The organism is Lentzea sp. NPDC051838 (assembly GCF_040681245.1).
GTDB lineage: Bacteria > Actinomycetota > Actinomycetes > Mycobacteriales > Pseudonocardiaceae > Lentzea.
Genome location: NZ_JBFAYI010000005.1, coordinates 67214 through 87431, shown reverse-complemented (window position 1 = coordinate 87431; position 20218 = coordinate 67214). Strand labels below are relative to the sequence as shown.

Sequence of the window (20218 nt, the reverse complement as noted above, 5' to 3'; positions counted from 1 at the left end):
CGGCCGTATGGTCGATGGCCGCGCAGGCCCGGCCACCGCCGGCCGGGACCGCGGCAGGATCGGAGGCTCACCATGTTCGTACAGCTTGTGCAGGGCAAGGTGTCCGACGCCGAGCGCTTGCACGCCCAGTTGGACAAGTGGATGCGGGACCTGGCCCCCGGCGCGACGGGGTGGCTGGGTTCGACCTGCGGCGTGACCGACGACGGCACCTGCGTGTGCTTCGTCCGGTTCGACACGCCTGAGCACGCCCAGGAGAACAGCGACAGAGCGGAGCAGGGCGCCTGGTGGTCGGAGACGTCGGCGTTGTTCCCGCAGGGCGCGGAGTTCATGGACAGCGAGCAGGTCACCGAGGACACGCCGGGCGACCCGGCGAAGGCCCAGTTCGTGCAGATCATCGAAGGGCGCGTGACCGACCCGGCCAGGGGCATGGACCTGACCATGGAGAACCCGGACAAGTGGGCCGAGTACCGGCCGGACATCCTCGGCAGCATCGGCGCCAACTTCGCCGGCGGCCGGTACGCCATGGAGATGTTCTTCACCAACGAGGCCGACGCGCGCATGGGCGAGCAGAAGGAGCCGCCCGCGGAGCTCAAGGCCCAGATGGACGAGATGCAGGCGCTCGCGGCGGAGCCTCCGAAGTTCTTCGACCTCAAGAACCCCTGGATGTACTCACCCCGCTGAACCACCCCGGGGTGAGGCACGATCCGCGCCTCACCCCGGTTCGAGCCGCGATCAGTCCGGCAGCACGAGCCGGTTCGCGAGGTCGTACAGGTCGGCCTCCGGTACCCGGCCGGCGATGGCGATCGGGCCTCCTCCAACCGCGTCGAGGACCACCAACCGGCGGTAGCCGTTCTCGTCGACGTAGCGCGTCGCGCGGCCCTGCACGGGTTGTCCCGGTGTGCCGGTCGGGCCGCCGCCGACAGCGCTGCTGACGAAGACCGGCGGCTGGACCGTGCACGTGCCCAGCGAGTAGCTCGTGGTGATCCCCGGCCCGGTCGGGCCCTGTCCGACGCCGAAGGCGCAGATCCGCATCCCGTCGGGCAGGTCGCGCAGGCCGAAGGCCGGGGTGACCGTCGTCGTGCCCGGGAACTGGATGTTCTCGGCGATCCGGCGGCCGGCGTCGACGAGTTGCGGCGCGGGCACGGTGCTGCCGTGCGCGGCGGACACGTGCACGTACATCGAACCGCCGTCGGGGTGCGCCACGTACAGCTCGTAACCACCAGGCCCGGTGGACACCGAGCTCTCGACCCCGCGCTGCCCGTTGATCATCACGGACTGGCCCGGCCCCGACTTGAACGTCGCCTCATCCACCGACACCATCCGGAACTGCTGGACGTCGACCTCCAGCACCTGGTCGCCGGCCGTGACGGTCAGCATGTACTCGCCGCCGTACAGGGGCACGCCGGGGTTGGCCGCGCTGGACCCGACGTTGATCCGTTGCGCCCTGTAGGCGACCGAGCCCGGTGGGAGCCAGCCGAGGGAGTAGGGCATCTGCAGACCCGGCGCGGCCTGTTCGGCAGCGGTCGGGGTCGGGGTTGGGCTGCTCTGAGACCCGGCGGCGACCTGGAGCTGGTCCGCGGGTTCCGGCCGGTTCAGCACCACGGCCGTGACCGCGACGAGGGTCAGCGCGGTCGCCCCGGCCGCGACCGCGAACGGCCGGCTCAGCCCGGATCGCCTGCTGTCGATGCGTTGGCGTGCCGCGGCGAGCACCGCGTCGCTGTCGGGCGCGTCGTCTTCGTGCGCCGTGAAGGTGTCCTTGATCAGGTTCTCGATGTTCATCACGTCTCCCTGGCCTCCGCCATCTGCTCGATGGCCAAGCCGTTTCGCAGTGCCGCCAAGGCTTTGTGGGCGTGGGCGCGGACGGTGGCCTGGGCGCAGCCGAGCAGCCCGGCGATCTCGGAGTCGGGCAGCTGCTCGTAGTACCGCAGCACCACCACAGCCCGCTGGCGCTTGGGCAGCCGCGCCAGGCGCTGCCACATGTCCTCGCGCGCGGCGTGGTCCGACGCGAAGTCGTCCGCCCGTGCCTCGTCGGGGACGTCACCCGGCGCGATCACGCGCACAGACCAGCTGTGCCGCCAGGACAGGTAGCCGTTGGTCACCATGCGCAGGACGTACCGGTCGGGGTGATCGGCGCCGCTGATCCGGGACCAGTGCCGGTACACCTTGACCAGCACGTCCTGCACCAGATCAGCCGCCTGCTCCCGCTCGCCGGTGAGCATCGTCGCGTACCGCAGCAACCGCGGTAGTTGCGCTCGGGCGAAGTCGTCGTAGTCAGCCATCACTCTTGAAGACTCGTGTCGACGGCGTTCTGTTTACCGCCGGAGTACACAGGTTGATCCACTCATCGAGTCATGAAGATATGCACATACGCGGTTTCATCCATGCGGCAATCCTCGCCGTGGTGGCCACCGGTGTGGCCGTCTCACCGGCAGCCGCGCGACAACCCGCACCCACCGAGGCGTCCAGGACCGTCACGCTGATCACCGGCGACAAGGTGACCGTGACCAGGAAGCACGGCTCCTGGGACGCGACGATCCAACCGGCCGCCCGGCTCGGGCCGGTGCGGTTCATCAAGTCGGTCAGCGACAAGGGCGTCACGGTGATCCCATCGGTCGCCGAGCCGCTGATCCGGGCGGGCAGACTGGATCGCGCGCTGTTCGACGTGACCGGCCTGATCGACCTGGGCTACGACGACGCCCACACGTCCGAGATCCCGCTGCTGGTCGAGTCCCAAGGCGCCCAAACGCTCGGCAAGGTCACCCGTGAACTGCCGTCGGTTCGGCTCTCCGCGGTGGCCACACCGAAGAACAAAGCCGCGGAACTGTTCGACAGGGCCGACGTGGGCAAGATCTGGCTCAACGGCAAGGTTCATCCGTCACTGGACGTGAGTGTGCCGCAGGTAGGCGCACCGGCCGCCTGGCAGGCAGGGCACACCGGCGCGGGTGCGACCGTCGCCGTCCTCGACACCGGCTACGACCCGAAACACCCCGACCTGGCCGGGATCGTGAAGGGCGAGAAGGACTTCACCGGCGAGGGCATCGTCGACAACGTGGGGCACGGCACGCACGTGGCCTCCACCGTCGCGGGCCGTGGCGCCCAGTACACCGGCGTCGCAAATGGCGCGGACCTGCTGATCGGCAAGGTCTGCCAGAAGAGCGGCTGCCCGTTCGACGCCATCCTCGCGGGCATGCAGTGGGCCGCCGACAGCGGCGCCAAGGTCGTGAACATGAGTCTGGGTGGCGGGCCCGGCGACGGCGTCAGCGACCCGCTGGAGATCGCGGTCAACCGGCTCTCGGCCGAAAAGGGCACGTTGTTCGTGGTCGCGGCCGGCAACTACGGCCAGCGCACGCCCGTCTCGAGCCCGGCGTCCGCTGACGCCGCGCTGGCCGTGGCGAGCGTGAGCAAGCAGGACAGGTACAGCCTGTTCTCGCAGCCAGGGCCGCGGCTCAAGGACTACGCCGTCAAACCGGACATCGCCGCGCCCGGTGAGGACATCGTGGCCGCACGGGCCGAGGGAACGCTCGCCGACCGCGCTGTCGGCGAGCACCACGCGCGGCTCACCGGCACCTCCATGGCGACGCCGCACGTGGCCGGTGCCGCGGCGATCCTGGCCGCGCAGCACCCGGACTGGACCGGCGGGCAGATCAAGGCCGCGCTGATGGGCAGCGCGACCCCGATCGACGCCACGATCTACCAGCAGGGCGCCGGCCGGCTCGACGTCGGCCGGGCGTCCAGGCAGACGATCATCCCCAGCACGGGGAGCCTGAGCCTCGGTTTCGTGCGATGGCCGCACAACCAGCCCGCGCTGACCAAGCAGATCACGTACCGCAACACCGGCAGCGCACCGGTTTCGCTGCGGCTCAGCACCGACGTCCCGGCGTTCCGCACGAACGCCGACGAGGTCACCGTGCCCGCCAACGGCGAGGCGACGGTGACGGTCACCTTCGACCACTCCGCCGCTCAGATCGGGGTCTACGGCGGCAGGCTCCTCGCCAAGAGTGGCGACACCGTGATCCAGACGCCGGTCGGCGCCTACAAGGAGCCGGAAAGCTACGACCTGACGACGAAGCTGATCGACCAGAACGGCGCCGCGCCGGCCGATGGCCTGCTGGCGAACGCGATGTGGGTTCCACTGGGCACCGGCCAGGACGACTTCGACCTGATGGGGAACAACAGCACCGTGCGGCTGCCTGCGGGCCGGTACGCCGTGCTGGGCACCATCCAGACGGTGATTCCTGGTCAGCCCCTGCCGACCAGCACCAGGGTGGCAGACCCGGAGGTCGACCTGCACAAGGACACCACTGTCACGCTGGACGCCAGGAACAGCAAGAAGGTCACCGTGCGGACCGACGAGAAGGACGCCCGGCCGATCTCCTGGACGAACGGGATGGTCATCGACACCGGAGCACGCGGGGTGGGCTACTACAGCATGTCGGACTACAACGACTACACGGCGCCGACCACCAAGCACACCAAGGAGTTCCGGTACTTCGACCGGATGAAGCTCGAACGGCCCCAGGTCCGGCTGACGGTCGACAAACCGGAGTCGTTCGAGGTCCCGGTGGAGTGGATACCGGGCTCACCGCGGACGACCGACACCCGCGCACTGTCCACTGTGGACCTTGGGCACGCCACGCCCGCAGAGATCGCCGCGGCCGATCTCAAGGGCAAACTCGCGGTGTTCACCCTGGGCGACGGCGAAGGCCTCGAGCTCAGCCCACGGGTGCGGGCGATCGCCGAGGCGGGCGCGAACTCCGCGCTGTTCCACTTCTCCGGCAGCCCCGTGCGGTTGACGGAGGCGCCGCCACTCCCGTTGACAGCCACGTTCGGCCCCGAGGGCGCCCGGCTCGCGAAGTTGCCGAACGCGTCCGTGACGCTGACCGGCTTGCCCGCGAGCCCGTACCGGTACGAGCTGGTGTTCCCCAGCTACGGGGACGTTCCGGCGAACGTGACCTACCGGCCGCGCAACAGCGACCTGGCCACGGTGAAGACGACGTACCGGGCGCCGGTGGACGGCGTGGGTTACGCCTCGATGTTCGCCACCGACGGCAAGTACGACCTGGAGGGCTCGCTGGAGTCGACGCCGACTCCGCTTCCCCGCGAGCGGACCGAGTACTTCTCCCCTGCCACTTGGGCGAACTCCGTGAGCGTGCTGGCGGGCGGTGCCGCGCAGAACTACGAAGCCGCCAAGCGGACCTTCAAGCCCGGTGACAAGGCCACCGTGAACTGGGGCAAGGCCGTGATCGGGCCGGGTGTCACCGGGTCGGTGGGCTTCTTCTCGACCGAGCCGCACCTGGCGTACCGCGCGGGAGAGAAGATCAACACCCGCCTGCCGCTGTTCTCCGACTCGGCCGGCCACTCCGGGTTCCCCGATTCCGGCGACACCGGCGACACCGTGCTCTACAGCGACGGCAAGGAGATCGCCCGCAGCGGCCAGCCGGGCAGCGGGCAGTTCACGGTGCCCGCCGGCGCGGCGAACTACCGGCTCACCACCGAGGCGAGCCGGACCAACCCTGGATGGCCACTGTCCACAAAGGTCAGCGCGGAGTGGGGTTTCCGGTCCGGGCACACCACCGCCGCCACGCCACTGTCGTTGCTGTCGATCGGTTTCGACCCCGAACTCGACCTGACGAACCACGCGCCCCGCAACGCGCTGTTCTCGGTCCCGTTCCGCGTCGACCGGCAGCCGGGCTCACAGGGCGGCAAGGCTGAGCCGACCTGGGTCGAGGTGTCCCGCGACGACGGGCAGACCTGGCAGCGGGTGCCGGTGCTGCGCAAGAACGGCACCTGGTCGGCGATCGTCCAGAACCCGGCGTCCGGGTTCGTGTCGCTGCGCGCGAAAGCCGCGGACCAGGACGGCAACACGGTGACCCAGACGATCATCAGGGCCTACCAGGTGAACTGACCCGCGGTGATGGTTGCGCGGCGGTCGCGACAGCGTCCGCCGCGCAACCACCAAGCTATCGTCACTCCCGATCGATGGGAGTTGACGGAATTGGCACGTCTTCATGTCGGCTGCGCGATGTGGACCCACAAGGAGTGGCCAGGGCGGTTCCTGCCGCAGTCGCTGCCGGCCACCGAGCGTCTGCGGGCCTACGCCGGCTGGTGCAACGCGGTCGAGGGCAACACCACCTTCTACGCGACTCCCGCCCGGAAAACGGTCGCGACCTGGGCGAAGCAGACCGATTCCGACTTCCGGTTCATGCTCAAGCTGCCCAAGGCTGTCACGCACGAGCGCCGGTTGGCAGGTGTCGAGACCGAGATGCGGGCGTTCCTGGACGCCGTCGAACCCCTGGGCGAACGGGCGGTCCTGTGGACCCAGTTGCCCGGCTCGTTCGGCCCGACGGAGGTCGACGCCCTCAGCCGCTTCCTGCGCAGACTGCCCGCCGACCGCCGCCGTGTCGTCGAGGTGCGCCACCCCGCGTTCTTCACCGACGCCGACTCCACGTCACGGCTGGAGGAAGCACTTGCCCACGCGAACACCGAATGGGCGCCCTTCGACACCACGGTCCTCTTCCGGAGCCCGCCGACCAGCGAAGCCGAGCAGGACGCGTGGGCCAAGAAACCACGGCTGCCACGGCGGACCCGGGCACTGACCGACCAGCCGGTCGTCCGCTACCTGGGCCGGGACTCGGTCGAGGAGACGGTCGAGGGATGGGAACCCTGGGCGGAGGAGGTCGCCGGCTGGCTGCGCGAGGGCCGGTCGCCGACGATCTTCTTGCACACTCCCGACAACGCCGACGCCCCCGAGCTCGCGCGCAGATTCCACGACGACGTGCGCACCCTCGTGCCAGACCTCGACCCGCTGCCCGATCCCGAGCCGGTTGAGCCCGCGACCCTGTTCTGAGCGTCGCGATCGAGGACTGTTCTGAACTCCTGCGGATTGCGCACGGGCATGCGAAATCACGGGATGTAGCAGAACGTGCGACGGCGGCGTGGCGGCTTTCAGAAATCAAGCCTCAGCAATTCTGCTGATATGCAAAACCGGCCACCCTGTTACGCTGATTCTGTCGCTTGTGACCACCATCACAGCCACTTGCTCCATTTCATTCAAGATCGCTAAGGTCCCTCCGCTTGCGCCGTGGGGGCTGCGCTCGATCCAATTTTATTCACGATGAATTTGCGCGCGGCAGGGTGCTGTGTGTGCGTTTTCGCGCGCCCGCCAAGGGGTGGAAGGTCTACAAATGAACACGGCGGACATGTCGGGAGAGCATCATCCGCTTCTTGAGGAACTGTTTCTGGAACAGGTCGAGAACTGTCCAGACGCATTAGCACTGGTTGACGGGGGCGTTCGTCTCACCTATCGGGAGCTGTACCGAAGAGCGAGCGGGATTGCGGCCGGACTGGTATCGCGAGGTGTCGGCCGGGAATCGATCGTGGCGCTGGCGTTCGAACGGTCGGCCGACGCGATCGTGGCCACTCTGGCGATTGTGCTGGCCGGCGGTGCGTACCTGCCGCTGAACCCGCGGTTCCCCGCGGAACGGCTCGCGCACATGATCAACAACAGTGGCACGGAGCTCGCGATCTGCGGCCCCGGCATCGTGCTCGACGGTGTCGCCACGGTCGCGTTGGACGAGCTCTACACGGACGGTCCGGCGCCCGCGGTCACACCGTGGGACGGATCGCCGCTCGCGTACGTGATGTACACGTCCGGCAGCACCGGACGACCCAAGGGCGTGCTGGTCGAGCAGGCCGGGATCGTCAGGCTGGTCAAGGACTCCGACTTCTTCCAGTTCGACTCGGACGAGAGGCTGTTGCTCACCGGGGCCCTCGAGTTCGACGCCGCGACGTTCGAGATCTGGGGCTGCCTGCTCAACGGCGCGACATTGCACGTCGCGGGCAAGGAAACCTTGCTCGTCCCGGAGACGTTGCGGAAGTCGTTGCAGGACAACGAGATCACCGTGATGTGGCTGACCGCGCCGCTGTTCGGGCAGATCGCCGAGCACGACGCGACGGTGTTCGCCGGGCTGCGCACGCTGCTCGTCGGCGGGGACGTGGTGCACCGCAGGCACGTCGCCAAGCTGCACGAGCGGTTCCCCGAGCTGCGGATCATCAACGGGTACGGGCCGACCGAGAACACCACGTTCACGACCACGTACGAGATCCCTACCGGCGGCGAGGGCGCCATCCCGATCGGGCGGCCGCTCAACCAGACCACGGTGGCGGTGCTCGACGAGCGCAGGCGCCCCGTCGAACCAGGTCAGCAGGGCGAGCTCTACACCGGTGGCGCGGGCCTCGCCAGGGGGTACCTCAACAACCCCGAGCTGACCGCCGAGAAGTTCGTGGTGATCCGCGGTGAGCGGTTCTACCGCACCGGCGACCGGGTCAGCGTCGACGCCGAGGGTCTGGTCCGGTTCCACGGCAGGGTCGACGACCAGGTCAAGATCCGCGGCCACCGGGTCGAGGTCAAGGAGACCGAGTCGGTTCTCCTGGCCTGCCAAGGAGTTGTGGACGGTTGCGTCGTCGTGCACTCCGACGACACGGGCAAGTTCCTCAGCGCGTACGTGGTGCTCGCGCCGGACAACGGGCTGTCGGACGTCACGGCCGAGCTGGCCGCGAAGCTGCCCGAGTACATGCGGCCCGAGCACCTCGTGGCGATGGACCACCTGCCGCTGAACCCGAACGGCAAGGTGGACAAGGCGAAACTGCCCGCGCCACAGGTCGAGGAACACGCCCAGGACCACCTGCCGCGGCATCAGCGCGAGCTCGCGCTGCTGTGGGCCGAGGTGCTGCGCGTGGGCCGGATCGAGCCGGACGACGACTTCTTCGCCCTCGGTGGCAACTCGCTCGCGGTCGGCGCGCTGCTCGGCAGGCTGGCCGCGCGGCACGGCGTGCGGCTGCCGTTCGCCGAGGTCTTCGAGAACCGGACGCTGGCCGCGATGGCCACGGCGATCCGGCACGCGAGCACCGTCGCGCTCGCGCCGATCGAGGCGGTGGCAGGGCCCGCGGTGCCGCACCCGCAGCAGCGCGGCCTGGTCACGCACTGGCAGATCGACGAGAAGTCGTTGGCGTACAACGTCCCCGTGCGGCTGGACATCAGCGGCCCCGTCACCGCTCGCCGCGTGCGCGAGGCGGTGAACGAGCTGGTCGACCGGCACGACGCGCTGCGCACCCGGTTCGTCGATGGCAGGCAGGTCGTCGAGAACACGAGCGTGGAGCTGGTCGAGTCGCAGTACCTGCGCGACGAGGACGTGGTGCGCGCGTTCGTGCGGCCGTTCGACCTGGGCAGGGCGCCGCTGCTGCGGGCTCTCCTGGTGAGGGTCGACCACGCCCGGCACCGGCTCTACCTCGACGCGCACCACGTCGTGTTCGACGGCGTCTCGCTGCGGATCCTGGTCGGTCAGCTCGCCGACCTGCTCGCGGGACGGCCGATCACCACACCGAAGTGGCGCTACGCCGATGCCGCGCACTGGCACGCGGCGCAGGTCGCGGACGGCCGGTACTGGTTGGAGGCACTGGCGAACCCGCCGGTGCTCGACCTCCCGACCGACTACGAGCGGCCGAAGGTGCGGCAGACCCGTGGCGCGATCGTGCGCGCGACCTGCTCGCACGACCAGGTCAAGCGCATCGCCGACCAGGCGGGCACCACCGAGTTCGTCGCGCTGCTGACCGCTTACACAGCGGTGCTGATGCGCCTGTCCGGTCAGCACGACGTCGTGGTCGGCAGCCCCACGAGCGGCCGCCTGCACCCCGAGTTCGACGACGTCGTCGGCATGTTCGTCAACACCGCCGCGCTGCGGCTCACGGTCGACGAGCAGGCGAGCCTGTCCGATCTCCGGCGCGCTGTCGCCGCCCGGCACGCGGAAGCACTGGAGCACCAGGCTTTCCCGTTCGACGACGTGGTCGCCGGGCTGGCGTTGCCGCGAGACCCGGCGAGGCTGCCGCTGCTGGACGCGTTCTTCGCCTGGCAGAACGTGGACTTCTACTCGTTCGAACGCGACGGGCTGCGCGTCGAGGTCGACCTGCTGCACCCCGGCTCGTGCCGCTTCGACCTGAACCTCCAGGCCTACCAACGACCTGAGGGCGTCGTGCTCGAGCTGGAGCACAACACGTCGCTCTACACCGCGGCGTCCGCGGACTACCTGCTCAGCCGGGTCGTCGACCTGCTCACCGAGCTGGACGAGACCCCGGACCACCCCGTGTTCCGTCAGCCGGCGTCCGTCGCCGCGACCACCACACACGCCGATTTCAGCTTCTAGAAGGACCTCATGACCAGCGCATTGCAGGCACAGCAGGCGTTCCGCGCCCATCCTGCACTTCACGAGTACTGGACCGCGCGCCGCGAGGCGTGGACCGAACCGGTGGTCGCCGTCCGCGACCACCAGCGCGCCGACGCGGGCGAACCGCGTGACATCACGGTGGACGCGGGCGACGTGAGCGCGTTGTCGCGCCTCACCAACGGCGACGCGTTGCTGCTCAAGGTGGTCGCCGCCACCGTCGTCTCGATCGTCGCGGCGCGCACCACCGACCGCTCCGACGTCGTGGCGTTCGTCCCCGCGCTGTCGCGGAAGTTCGACCGCGCCGTACCGATCAGCGTCACCGTCACGGCCGAGGCGACCGCCAGGGAACTGCTCGGCGCCGTACGTGCCGCGTACCTGGAGACCGAGCCGCGGCTGGACGTGCCGGTGCAGGCTCTGCTGGACCGCACCGGCTGCCGCCCCACCGACTTCATGTCCTCTGTGGACGGTGACGTCACGGGCGAGGACGCGGACCGCGCGGGCACGCCGTTGCTGTTCACCCTGATCACCGAGCCCGCACCGCGGGTGTCGCTGCGCTACGACCCGGTGCTGTTCACCGAGGACACCGCACGCCGACTGGTCGACGCCTACCTGACCGTGCTGCACGCGATCACCACGCGACCCGCGATCGCCGCCGGCGACCTGCTCGCCCCGACGGAGCACGAACTGGCGCGGCTCACCGGCGAGTTCAACGACACCGAGGCCGAGTTCCCGCACGACCGGCTCATGCACTCGTTCCTCGAACAACGCGCGCGGCAGCACCCGGACCACGTCGCGATCGTCGACGACGGCACCACGTACGCGCAGCTCAACGCGGCCGCGAACCGGCTGGCCCGCACGTTGCGGGAACGCGGTGTCGGCGCGGGCAGCATCGTCGGTGTCTGCGTGCCGCGCTCGGCGATGATGCTCACCGCGATCTACGCCGTGCTCAAGGCAGGCGGCGCGTACCTGCCGGTCGACCCCACGCTCCCCGCGAACCGCATCGAGTACCTGCTGGAGCACAGCGGCACCGAACTGGTGCTGGCGACGCCGTCCACCTCGTCCGTGCTCGGCGACGCCACCGTGCTCGACCTCGCGGACCCGGCCTGCTGGCACGCCGACGACACCGACCTCGTGCCGGTGACCACGCCGGGCGACGCGTGCTACGTGATCTACACGTCCGGCTCGACCGGCCGCCCCAAGGGCGTCGTGGTCGAGCACCGCGCGATCGTGAACCGGCTGTGGTGGATGCAGCGCGCGTACCCGCTGTCACCGCAGGACGTGATCCTGCACAAGACGCCGTTCACGTTCGACGTGTCGGTGTGGGAGATCTTCTGGTGGTCCATCCCCGGTGCCTCTGTCGCCACGCTGCCGAACGGTGACGAGCGCGACCCGGCGCGGATCGCCGACCGGATCGCCGAGAGCGGCGCGACCACCATGCACTTCGTCCCGACGATGCTGCACGCGTTCCTCACCTACCACTCCCACGCCAAGCAGTTGTCGTCCCTGCGCACGGTGTTCGCGAGCGGCGAGGCGCTGGCGGTGGTGCACGCCCAGGACTTCGCCCGGCTGCTGCCGGACGCGAAGCTCGTCAACCTGTACGGGCCGACCGAGGCCGCCGTCGACGTGAGCTTCCACGACTGCGACGACGTGGACGGGTCCCGGTCCGTGCCGATCGGCAGACCCATCGACAACATCACGCTGTCGGTGCGGCTGAGATCCGGTGCCCTGGCACCGATCGGCGTGCCCGGTGAGCTGTGCATCGCCGGCGTCGGCCTGGCGCGGGGATATCTGCACGCGCCAGAGCTGACCGAGGAGCGGTTCGTCTCGTACGACGGCGAACGCAACTACCGCACCGGTGACCTCGCGCGCTGGCTGCCGGACGGCACGATCGAGTACCTCGGCAGGCTCGACACCCAGGTCAAGATCCGCGGCTACCGGATCGAGCTGGGCGAGATCGAACACGTGGCGTCCAAGGTGCCCGGTGTCGTCGAGTGCGCGGTCACGGCCGTCGCGGACGGCGGCGACAAAGCTTTGTGCGCGTACGTCGTCGGCTCGGTCGACGAGGCGGCACTGAGGGCCTCTTGGGCGGCCGAGCTGCCGTCGTACATGGTGCCCGCGTTCGTGCTGGCCGTGCCCGCGATTCCGGCCAACCACAACGGAAAGCGCGACCTCTCGTCGTTGCCGCTGCCTTCACGCGAGGTCGCGGACTTCGTCGAGCCCGCCACCGAGATCGAGCAGCTGATCGCCCACGTGTGGGCGGAAGTGCTCGGCGTCGAGAAAGTCGGTGCGCACGACGGGTTCTTCACGCTCGGCGGCGACTCGATCCGCGGCATCCGCGTGGTGGCGGCACTGCGCGAGGCCGGGTACGAGCTGACCGTCGGTGACATCTTCGCCCACCCGCGGCTGACCGAGCTGGCGTCGGTGGTCCGTCGAGCCACGGCGTCCGAAGTGGACGGTGAGATCGCGACGGAGTGGCTGGCCTCGGCGTTGCAGGCCGGCATGATCTACCACTCGAGCCTGGAGACGGACGTTCCCGTCTACCACGACATCTTCCGCTACGAGATCGCGGTGGAACGGGTCGACGCGGACGCGCTGCTGCGGTCGTGGGAGTGGCTGGCGCGGCGGCATCCCGTGCTGCGCAGCCGGTTCGACCTCGACGGCGACCTGCGGATGGTCGTCGAGGACGCGCCCGCGCTGCCGGTCGAGGTCGTCGAGAACGGCGACCCGGCGACGTGGGCCGAGCAGGAGAAGCGCACCCCGATCGACCCGTCGGCAGCCCCGGCGTACCGGGTGCGGTTCTTCGTGACGGCACCGGACCGCGTGGTGTTCGGCTTCAGCTTCCACCACGCGATCCTGGACGGCTGGAGCGTCGCGACGCTGGTGGAGGAGTTCTGCCGGATTCACACGGCGGTGCTCGCCGGTGGTGAGCTCACTGTCACGCCCGCTGTCGCGTTGCAGAAGCGGTACGCCGAACTGGAGGCCGCGGCTCAGGCCGACGAGGCCCAGGCGGACTTCTGGCGGCACGAACTGGCGGACAGCCAGATCCCGGAGATCCCGCGGCTGGCGCACGGCGGTGACGCCGAGGTGGTCGTGCGCGGCAGGGAGATCACGCCGGACCTGATGGAGGCGCTGCGCAAGCAGGCGGCCGCGTGGTCGGTACCGTTGAAGAGCGTGTTCGTCGCGGCGCACCTGCGGGTGCTCGGCCTGGTCGCGAACCAGCGCGACGTCGTCACGGGCTTCGTCACCAACGGCCGCCCCGAGGTCGACGGTGCGGAGCAGGCACTCGGCATGTTCCTGAACACGCTGCCGTTCCGGCTCGGCCTCGACCCGGCCTGGTCGTGGCGCGAGCTCGCCGAAGCGTGCTTCGCCCAGGAGCAGAAGCTGGTGCCGCACCGCTGGTTCCCGCTGCCCGCGATCCAGAAGCTGCACGGCGCGCCGGCCTTCGAGGTGATCTTCAACTTCACGAACTTCCACGTGCACGACGGCACGTCCGTGGTGGCCGTGGAGTACTTCGAGCAGACCAACGCGCCGTTCGTGGTGTACGTGGGCTTCAACGCCTTCACCGGCTCGTGGGAGTGCCGGATCGGGCACGACCCGAGCAGGTTCACGGCAGAGCAGGTCGAGCGCTACCTCGGCTACTTCCTCGGCTGCTTCGAGGCGCTCGCCGCGGACGGGTCCACTCTGTGGGCGGACACGATTCCCTTGTCCGCTGCGGAAAAAGCCGAGCTGCTGCCCCCGGTCGCGCGGCCGGACGCACCTCGGCTCGACGGGTGCACGAGCATCGCCGAGCGGTTCGCGGTGATGGCGGGCAAGCACGCCGACCGCGTGGCGGTGTCGTGCGGCGACCGGTCGTTGACCTACCGCGAGCTGGACCGGTGGTCCGACGCGGTGGCCGCGCACCTCGCCGCATCCGGTGTGGCGCAAGGTGATCTGGTCGGACTTGCCCTAGACCGCGATGTCGAGATGGTGGTGAGCGTCCTCGCCACCGTCAAGGCGGGCGCCGTGTACGTGCCGATCGACCCCGGTTACCCGGAGGACCGGATCCGCACCACGGTCGAGGACGCCGGCGTGCGGATGCTCATCGGCACACCCGCCGTCTGCGCGTTGTTCCCCGACCGCCTGACCACGTCCGAACTTCCGGTCGAGGGAACCTTCTCCGCGTGCGAGAGCGGACCGGACTCGCCCGCGTACGTGATCTACACGTCCGGCTCCACCGGCAAGCCCAAGGGCGTGCAGGTGACGCACGGCAACGTGCTGCGGCTGTTCAGCCAGACCGACGACTGGTTCTCGTTCGGAGAGCAGGACGTCTGGACGTTGTTCCACTCGTTCGCGTTCGACTTCTCGGTGTGGGAGCTGTGGGGCGCGCTGCTGTACGGCGGTCACCTCGTCGTCGTGCCGTTCTGGCAGAGCCGCTCGGTCGACGACTTCGCCGATCTGGTGGTCTCGCGCGGCGTGACCGTGCTGAACCAGACGCCGTCCGCGTTCGGCCAGGTCAAGCAGGCGCTCATGGACCGCGGCCGGAACTCGTTGCGGTACGTGGTGTTCGGTGGCGAGGCGCTCGACTTCGCGAGTCTCAGCGACTGGTTCGCGCACTTCGGCGACACCACCCCGCAGTTGGTGAACATGTACGGCATCACCGAGACCACGGTGCACGTGACGTACCGGCCGGTGACGGCGGCGGACACCTCGGCGCCGGGCAGCATGATCGGCGAGCCGATCCCGGACCTCGGCCTGTACGTGATCGACGACCGCGGCAACCCCGTCCCGTTCGGCACGACCGGGGAGATCGCGGTGGCCGGCGCCGGTGTCGCGCTCGGCTACCTCAACCGGCCGGAGGAGACGGCGAAGCGGTTCGTCACGCTCGACCTCGGCGAGGGACCGGCGCGCGTCTATCGGTCGGGCGACCTGGCGCGGCGGCTGTCCGGCGGCGACGTCGAGTACCTCGGCCGCGGTGACGCGCAGGTCAAGATCCAGGGCTACCGCATCGAGATCGGCGACATCGAGTTCGCGCTGAGCACCCATCCGGCGGTCGCGTCCGTGCTGGTGGTGGCGTTCACCCGGCGTTCGGGCGGCAAGGCGCTGGCCGGGTACTACGTGCCGAGCGCCGACGTCGGCCAGGCCGCACTGCGCGATCACCTCGCGGAACGGCTGCCGTCGTACATGGTGCCGAGCTTCCTGGTGCCGGTTCCTTCGTGGCCGCTCACCATCAACGGCAAGATCGACCGGCGCGCGCTGCCGGATCCCGAGCAGCAGATCGTCGTCTCGGGCGCGCACGCCGCGCCGCGCGACGAGGTGGAGGCCTCGTTGGCCGCGATCTGGGGCGAAGTGCTGGGAGCCGCGCGGGTCGGGATCGACGACGGCTACTACGAGCTGGGCGGCGACTCGTTGCAGGGCATCCGGCTCGTGGGTGCGTTGCGCGCGGCCGGTTTCGACGTGCCGTTGCACGAACTGATGCGCCTGCAGACGATTCGCGCTTTGGTGGACGCCGGGCTCGTCGGCACCACGTCGTCAGTGGATGTGGTGAGCGAACCGTTCTCGTTGCTGGGCAAGGAGGACCGCGCGCTGCTGCCGCCGGGGATCGTGGACGCCTACCCGGCGACGCAGCTCCAGCTCGGGATGATCTTCCACACCGACCTGGACCCGGCGCAGGGCACGTTCCACGACCTGATCCGGTACTCGATCGCGCTGCCGTTCGACCAGGCGGTGCTGACCGGGCTGATCTCGGACATGATCGCGTCGCACGAGGTGCTGCGCACGTCGTTCGCGGTCACCGGCTACTCCCGGCCGCTGCAGCTCGTGCACGTGTCCGGATCGGTGAACCTGACCGTGCACGATCTGTCCCATGTGGACCACGCCGGCCCGCTGCTGGACGAGTGGTACGAGACGGAGAAGAGCACCGGGTTCCTGTGGAGCGCGCCGACGCAGATGAGGTTCTTCGTGCACCGCACGGGATCCGAGTCGTTCGCGTTGTCGGTGAGCTTCCACCACTCGATCATCGACGGCTGGAGCTTCTCCGGGCTGATGGCGCGGTTGCTGGCGAACTACGAACGCGCGTTGTCGGGTGCGGCGATGACGGCGGCCCCGGTCGCACCGCTGGCGTACCGCGACTACGTCCGGCTGGAGCTGGAGGCGCAGACGTCCGCCGCGTCACGGGAGTACTGGACCGGGCTGCTGTCCGGCGCGCCGTACACGAAGCTGCCGAGGCTGCCGGAGGACGGCGCGCGGTGGGCAGAGGCGGACCTGACGCTCGACGAGCAGCAGACCGCGCGGCTGGCGGCGATCGCGGCACGGCACAACGCGACCGTGCGGCACCTGTGCCTCGCCGTGCACTTCCGGGCGCTGTCGCTGATCAGCAGGCTCGACGACGTGACGACCGGCGTGTTCGGCCACGGCAGGCCGGAACACCCGGAGGCCGACCGGATGGTGGGCCTGTTCCTGAACGTCGTGCCGCTGCGGGCACGCGTCTCGGGCCGGTGGGAGGACCTCATCGCGGAGATCGTGCGGCTGGACCATGAGCACGTCCCGCACCGCCGTTTCTCGCACGCGTCGATCCAGCAGGCGCTCGGCGGTGCGCGGCTGGTGGAGACGGCGTTCAACTTCGTCAACTTCACGGCGTACTCCGACAACCTCGGCGCGCAGGTCATCAGCGACCTGAAGTGGTTCGAGCACTCGGACTTCGCGTTGCTGGTGACGTTCCACGCCGACCTCTTCGCCCAGCGGTTGAACCTCACGTTCAACGCCGCCGCCCGAGTGCTGGGCCAGGACGCGGTGCGCACGGTCGCCGCGGTGTACGAGTCGGTGCTGTCCGACCTCGTGGCCGACGACCTGCTCGCCGCACTCCCTCCGGCCGCGGACGCGTCGCCGGACGGGTACGACCGGATCGGTCCGACGTCGTCCCGGATCTCGGCCGAACAGCTGCGCGAGCTGGCCGCAGAAATGGCCACTGAACTGGGCGACGGCGTGCTCGACTCGCTGACCGCGGTCCGCGTGATGCACGAAGCCCGTGCCCGGTACGGCGTCTCGGTGCCGCTGCGCGCCATCCTGGAGGTGCGGCTGTGATGCCGCGGATCTTCTCGACCATCCTGCTGAGCTCGCTCGGCTCGACCGTCCTCTGGCTCCTGCTGGTACCGCACTTCGCCGCGGCCACCCGGTCGGAGGGCCTCGTCGGACTCCTCGGCATGGAACGCCAGGTGCTCGGCGTCCTCGGCGCGCTGATCGTCGGCGTCTGGGCCGACCACGGCCGCGTCGCGCACAAGTTCGCGCTGCTGCAAGGACTTCAGCTCGTACTGGCGGCGGTGTTCCTCACCGTGCCGGACGCGGGACCCGAGTTCGTGCTCGTCTGGACGGCACTGCGGTTCGCCCTGGTCGGCGCCAGCTCGGTGCTGGCGTTCCGGCTGCTGGCGGACGTGTCCGGCTCCAGCTCGCGCGGCGCGGTGCTGCAGATGGTCACGTCACCGCAGGGCGCGATGGTGTTCGCGTCGGTGATCTGCGTGGCCATCCCGGCCTGGACGACGAACTCGCTGACGGCCGCCCTGGTGTTCGACCTGGTCAGCGGCGCCGCGGTGATCTGGCTGCTGGTGCGCCGCCCCGACCCCGGCGACCTGGGCTTCGAGTGGCGGAAGGTGCCCGTGCGGATGGCCGCCGCCGTGCGCGGGTTCTGGCTGCCCGAGCTGTGGCCGTGGAACCTGGTGCAGCTGGGCTTCCTGGCCACGCTGTCCGGGATGATGGTCTACGCGTCCGTGATCGCGGAACGGCAGGACGTGGTGCCCGCCGCGGTCGTGTTCCCGGCCGCGTGGTTCTTCTACGGCCTCACGTTCTGGGTGACCGCCCCACTGCTGAAGCGCAACCCGCGGTGGTGGGCCCTGGTGTTCGCCGGCGTGCTCGTGGCGTGCGGCATCTTGGGCACGTTCGCGAACCTCACCGTCCACATGGGACTCTACGTGGTGCTGACCTTCGTCAACGCCTACTGGATCCACTACACCAACGCCCAGGTTCTGGACCGCGCGCCCGTCGAGCACCTGGGGCAGATCAGGGCCAGCATGATCTTCTACCTCGGCCTGGTGTTCGGCGTGGGAGAGCAAGCCGTCGGCCTGCTGCTGGAGCGCGGCCCCGGCCTGGCGCTCTTCGGCGTCGCGCACGCCGTCGGTGGCGTGGCACTGATCTGGGCGGTGCTCGTGATCAGCCGACGGCGATCGTTCCAGCCGGTCACCGCCGCGGCCTAGGTTGAGGCGCGGCAAGAAGGCCGCCCACCGAGATCGGTGGGCGGCCTTCGCCGTTCTAACAGTCGTCTCACATTCGGTCGATAGGAAGTGGGCATCGCCAGGAGACTCTGAAAGGCAGCCATTCATGATCTCTGTGCTCGTGGTGGACGCCCAGCCGCTGCAACGCTTCGGGTTTCGCATGCTGCTGGAGAACACCCCCGACACCAAGATCGTCGGCGAGGCCGAGAACGGCGCCGAGGCCGTTCGGTGGACCAAGGACCTGCATCCCGACGTGGTGCTGATGGACATCCCCATGCCAGGTGTCGACGGGATCGAGGCCACCCGGCGCATCGTCGCCGCCGGCGGGCGTTCGCGAATCCTGATGCTGACGACGTTCGACGTGGACCGGTACGCGCTCGCGGCGCTGCGAGCCGGGGCAAGCGGTTTCCTGCTGAAGGACATCCGCCCGGAGGAACTGCTGGCCGGCATCCGGGCCGTCGCCGCCGGGGACGCGGTGATCGCGCCGGCACTGACCCGGCGGCTGCTCGACGCGTTCGCCGACCGGCTGGGCGACGACCTCCGCGAGCCCGTGCGGGAGGATCCCCGGCTCGGTTCCCTCACCGGCCGCGAGCGCGAGATCCTTGTCGCGATCGGCCAGGGCCTCACCAACGGCGAGATCGCGCGACGGTTCACGCTGTCGGAGTCGACGGTGAAGACCCACGTCGGGCGGGTCCTCGCCAAGATCGGCGCACGGGACCGGGTCCAGGCCGTCATCCGCGCCTACGACCTGAGACTCACCCGGCCGATCTAGTGGCGCGGATGACGGCCTGGACCCGGTCATGCGGTGACGACCTGCCCGTCGACCACGCGCACCGGCACCTTGGTCAGGGACTTCGTCGCCGGCCCGCCGGTGACCTGGCCGTTGCCGTCGAAAGTGGAGCCGTGGCAGTTGCAGCGGAAGCCGGAGCCGGCGGGCGTGACGGGGCAGCCCTGGTGTGTGCAGGCGGCGACGAACGCCATGAAGGTGTCGGTCGAGGGGCGCAACAGGTATGCGGCGGCGCCGTCCGGTGTGGTGAAGCTCGTCGACGAACCGACGGCGATGGCCGAGGCCACGGCGATCACCTTCTGGGAGTTCGTTCCTGGGTCTGCCGGCTGGCTCGGTGCCGGGCTGGCGGTGCGTTGAGTGAGGGCGATGACGCCGCCGAGAGCAGCGGTCGTCGCGGCGACCAGGCCGCCCAGGAGCAGAACGCGTCGCTCGACGTCGTCCTGGGTCGAGTTCGGCCGGCGACGACGTATCGCGGCGCGCAGGCGGTCCGTCGTGGAGAACAGGCCTGCGTCGCCGGCGACCAGCAGCGGGGTCCAGGCTGCGGCGAAGACGATGTCGGCGCCGAAGTAGTACGGGCTGGTCGTCCAGCTCACGGTGAGGAAGAAGCTCAGCGCGAGGAGAAACCCGCCGAGTGCGGCGATGCGGGTGAACAGCCCGAGCAGAACCCCCAGCCCGACAGCGACCTCGCCGAGCGCGATGGCCAGTCCGACGACGGTCGCTTGCTCGGCCGCGAACGACACCAGCGGGCCGATCGGAGAGGTTGTCGCGGCGTGCAGCATCTGAGCGTGGACGCCGAGGGGCGAGGCGTCGTCCAGGTAGTGGGTGTCGAAGATCTTGGAGAGGCCCGCGTAGAGGAAGGTGCCGCCGAGGAAGACGCGCAACGGCAGGAGCGCCCAGGCCGTGGGGGACAAGAGAAGTCGCCTTTCAGTGCGGACGTGTGTGAGCGCAGGGCTCACACACGTTCGACGCTT

General features: G+C 69.6%; 10 protein-coding genes. 7 read left to right on the top strand and 3 right to left on the bottom strand.

Translation table 11 applies throughout. The features are described 5' to 3' along the window. The first annotated feature begins 72 nt into the window (after positions 1–72). Entirely contained in the window at positions 73–681 is a 609-nt protein-coding gene (locus AB0M24_RS13980) for a hypothetical protein (protein WP_363765934.1), read from the top strand. Between the two features lie 51 nt (positions 682–732). On the opposite strand, the gene AB0M24_RS13975 is transcribed toward AB0M24_RS13980, so the two are convergent. Together AB0M24_RS13975 and AB0M24_RS13970 are read right to left on the bottom strand one after the other, a co-directional pair. Continuing rightward, on the bottom strand, positions 733–1779 hold the full coding sequence (locus AB0M24_RS13975; RefSeq protein ID WP_363765931.1) for a hypothetical protein: 1047 nt from the start codon (positions 1777–1779) through the stop codon (positions 733–735). Continuing rightward, positions 1779–2279 (bottom strand): SigE family RNA polymerase sigma factor, encoded by a 501-nt coding sequence (locus AB0M24_RS13970; protein ID WP_363765928.1) that lies wholly within the window; start codon positions 2277–2279, stop codon positions 1779–1781. Before AB0M24_RS13970 ends, AB0M24_RS13975 begins: the two co-directional genes overlap by 1 nt. Before the next feature lie 122 nt (positions 2280–2401). On the opposite strand from AB0M24_RS13970, the gene AB0M24_RS13965 reads away from it, so the two are divergent. From AB0M24_RS13965 to AB0M24_RS13940, 6 genes are all read left to right on the top strand, one after another. Then, the gene (locus tag AB0M24_RS13965; RefSeq protein ID WP_363765925.1) at positions 2402–5905 is read left to right on the top strand and encodes a S8 family serine peptidase; all 3504 of its coding nucleotides are present in this window, start codon (positions 2402–2404) and stop codon (positions 5903–5905) included. Positions 5906–6022: 117 nt separating this feature from the next. Then, positions 6023–6847 (top strand): DUF72 domain-containing protein, encoded by an 825-nt coding sequence (locus AB0M24_RS13960; protein WP_363767065.1) that lies wholly within the window; start codon positions 6023–6025, stop codon positions 6845–6847. 337 nt (positions 6848–7184) lie between these two features. Then, positions 7185–10199: an amino acid adenylation domain-containing protein gene (locus AB0M24_RS13955; RefSeq protein WP_363765922.1), complete on the top strand. Its 3015-nt coding sequence runs from the start codon at positions 7185–7187 to the stop codon at positions 10197–10199. 9 nt (positions 10200–10208) lie between these two features. Further along, complete coding sequence (locus AB0M24_RS13950; RefSeq protein ID WP_363765919.1) at positions 10209–17279, top strand: amino acid adenylation domain-containing protein; 7071 nt, start codon at positions 10209–10211, stop codon at positions 17277–17279. Further along, on the top strand, positions 17279–18442 hold the full coding sequence (locus AB0M24_RS13945) for a hypothetical protein (protein WP_363765916.1): 1164 nt from the start codon (positions 17279–17281) through the stop codon (positions 18440–18442). The genes AB0M24_RS13950 and AB0M24_RS13945 overlap by 1 nt, the downstream gene beginning before the upstream one ends. Before the next feature lie 124 nt (positions 18443–18566). Further along, positions 18567–19232 carry a response regulator transcription factor gene (locus AB0M24_RS13940; protein WP_363765913.1) on the top strand — a complete coding sequence of 222 codons (666 nt, stop codon included), beginning with the start codon at positions 18567–18569 and terminating at the stop codon, positions 19230–19232. Positions 19233–19258: 26 nt separating this feature from the next. On the opposite strand, the gene AB0M24_RS13935 is transcribed toward AB0M24_RS13940, so the two are convergent. Then, complete coding sequence (locus AB0M24_RS13935; protein ID WP_363765910.1) at positions 19259–20158, bottom strand: TQO small subunit DoxD; 900 nt, start codon at positions 20156–20158, stop codon at positions 19259–19261. Positions 20159–20218: the final 60 nt, after the last annotated feature.

Excerpts from the sequence above, each read along its gene's own strand:
- AB0M24_RS13980 (WP_363765934.1), top strand. The coding sequence starts at position 73 with ATGTTCGTACAGCTTGTGCAGGGCAAGGTGTCCGACGCCGAGCGCTTG.
- AB0M24_RS13975 (WP_363765931.1), bottom strand. The coding sequence starts at position 1,779 with ATGAACATCGAGAACCTGATCAAGGACACCTTCACGGCGCACGAAGAC.
- AB0M24_RS13970 (WP_363765928.1), bottom strand. The coding sequence starts at position 2,279 with ATGGCTGACTACGACGACTTCGCCCGAGCGCAACTACCGCGGTTGCTG.
- AB0M24_RS13960 (WP_363767065.1), top strand. The coding sequence starts at position 6,023 with ATGTGGACCCACAAGGAGTGGCCAGGGCGGTTCCTGCCGCAGTCGCTG.
- AB0M24_RS13955 (WP_363765922.1), top strand. The coding sequence starts at position 7,185 with ATGAACACGGCGGACATGTCGGGAGAGCATCATCCGCTTCTTGAGGAA.
- AB0M24_RS13950 (WP_363765919.1), top strand. The coding sequence starts at position 10,209 with ATGACCAGCGCATTGCAGGCACAGCAGGCGTTCCGCGCCCATCCTGCA.
- AB0M24_RS13945 (WP_363765916.1), top strand. The coding sequence starts at position 17,279 with ATGCCGCGGATCTTCTCGACCATCCTGCTGAGCTCGCTCGGCTCGACC.
- AB0M24_RS13940 (WP_363765913.1), top strand. The coding sequence starts at position 18,567 with ATGATCTCTGTGCTCGTGGTGGACGCCCAGCCGCTGCAACGCTTCGGG.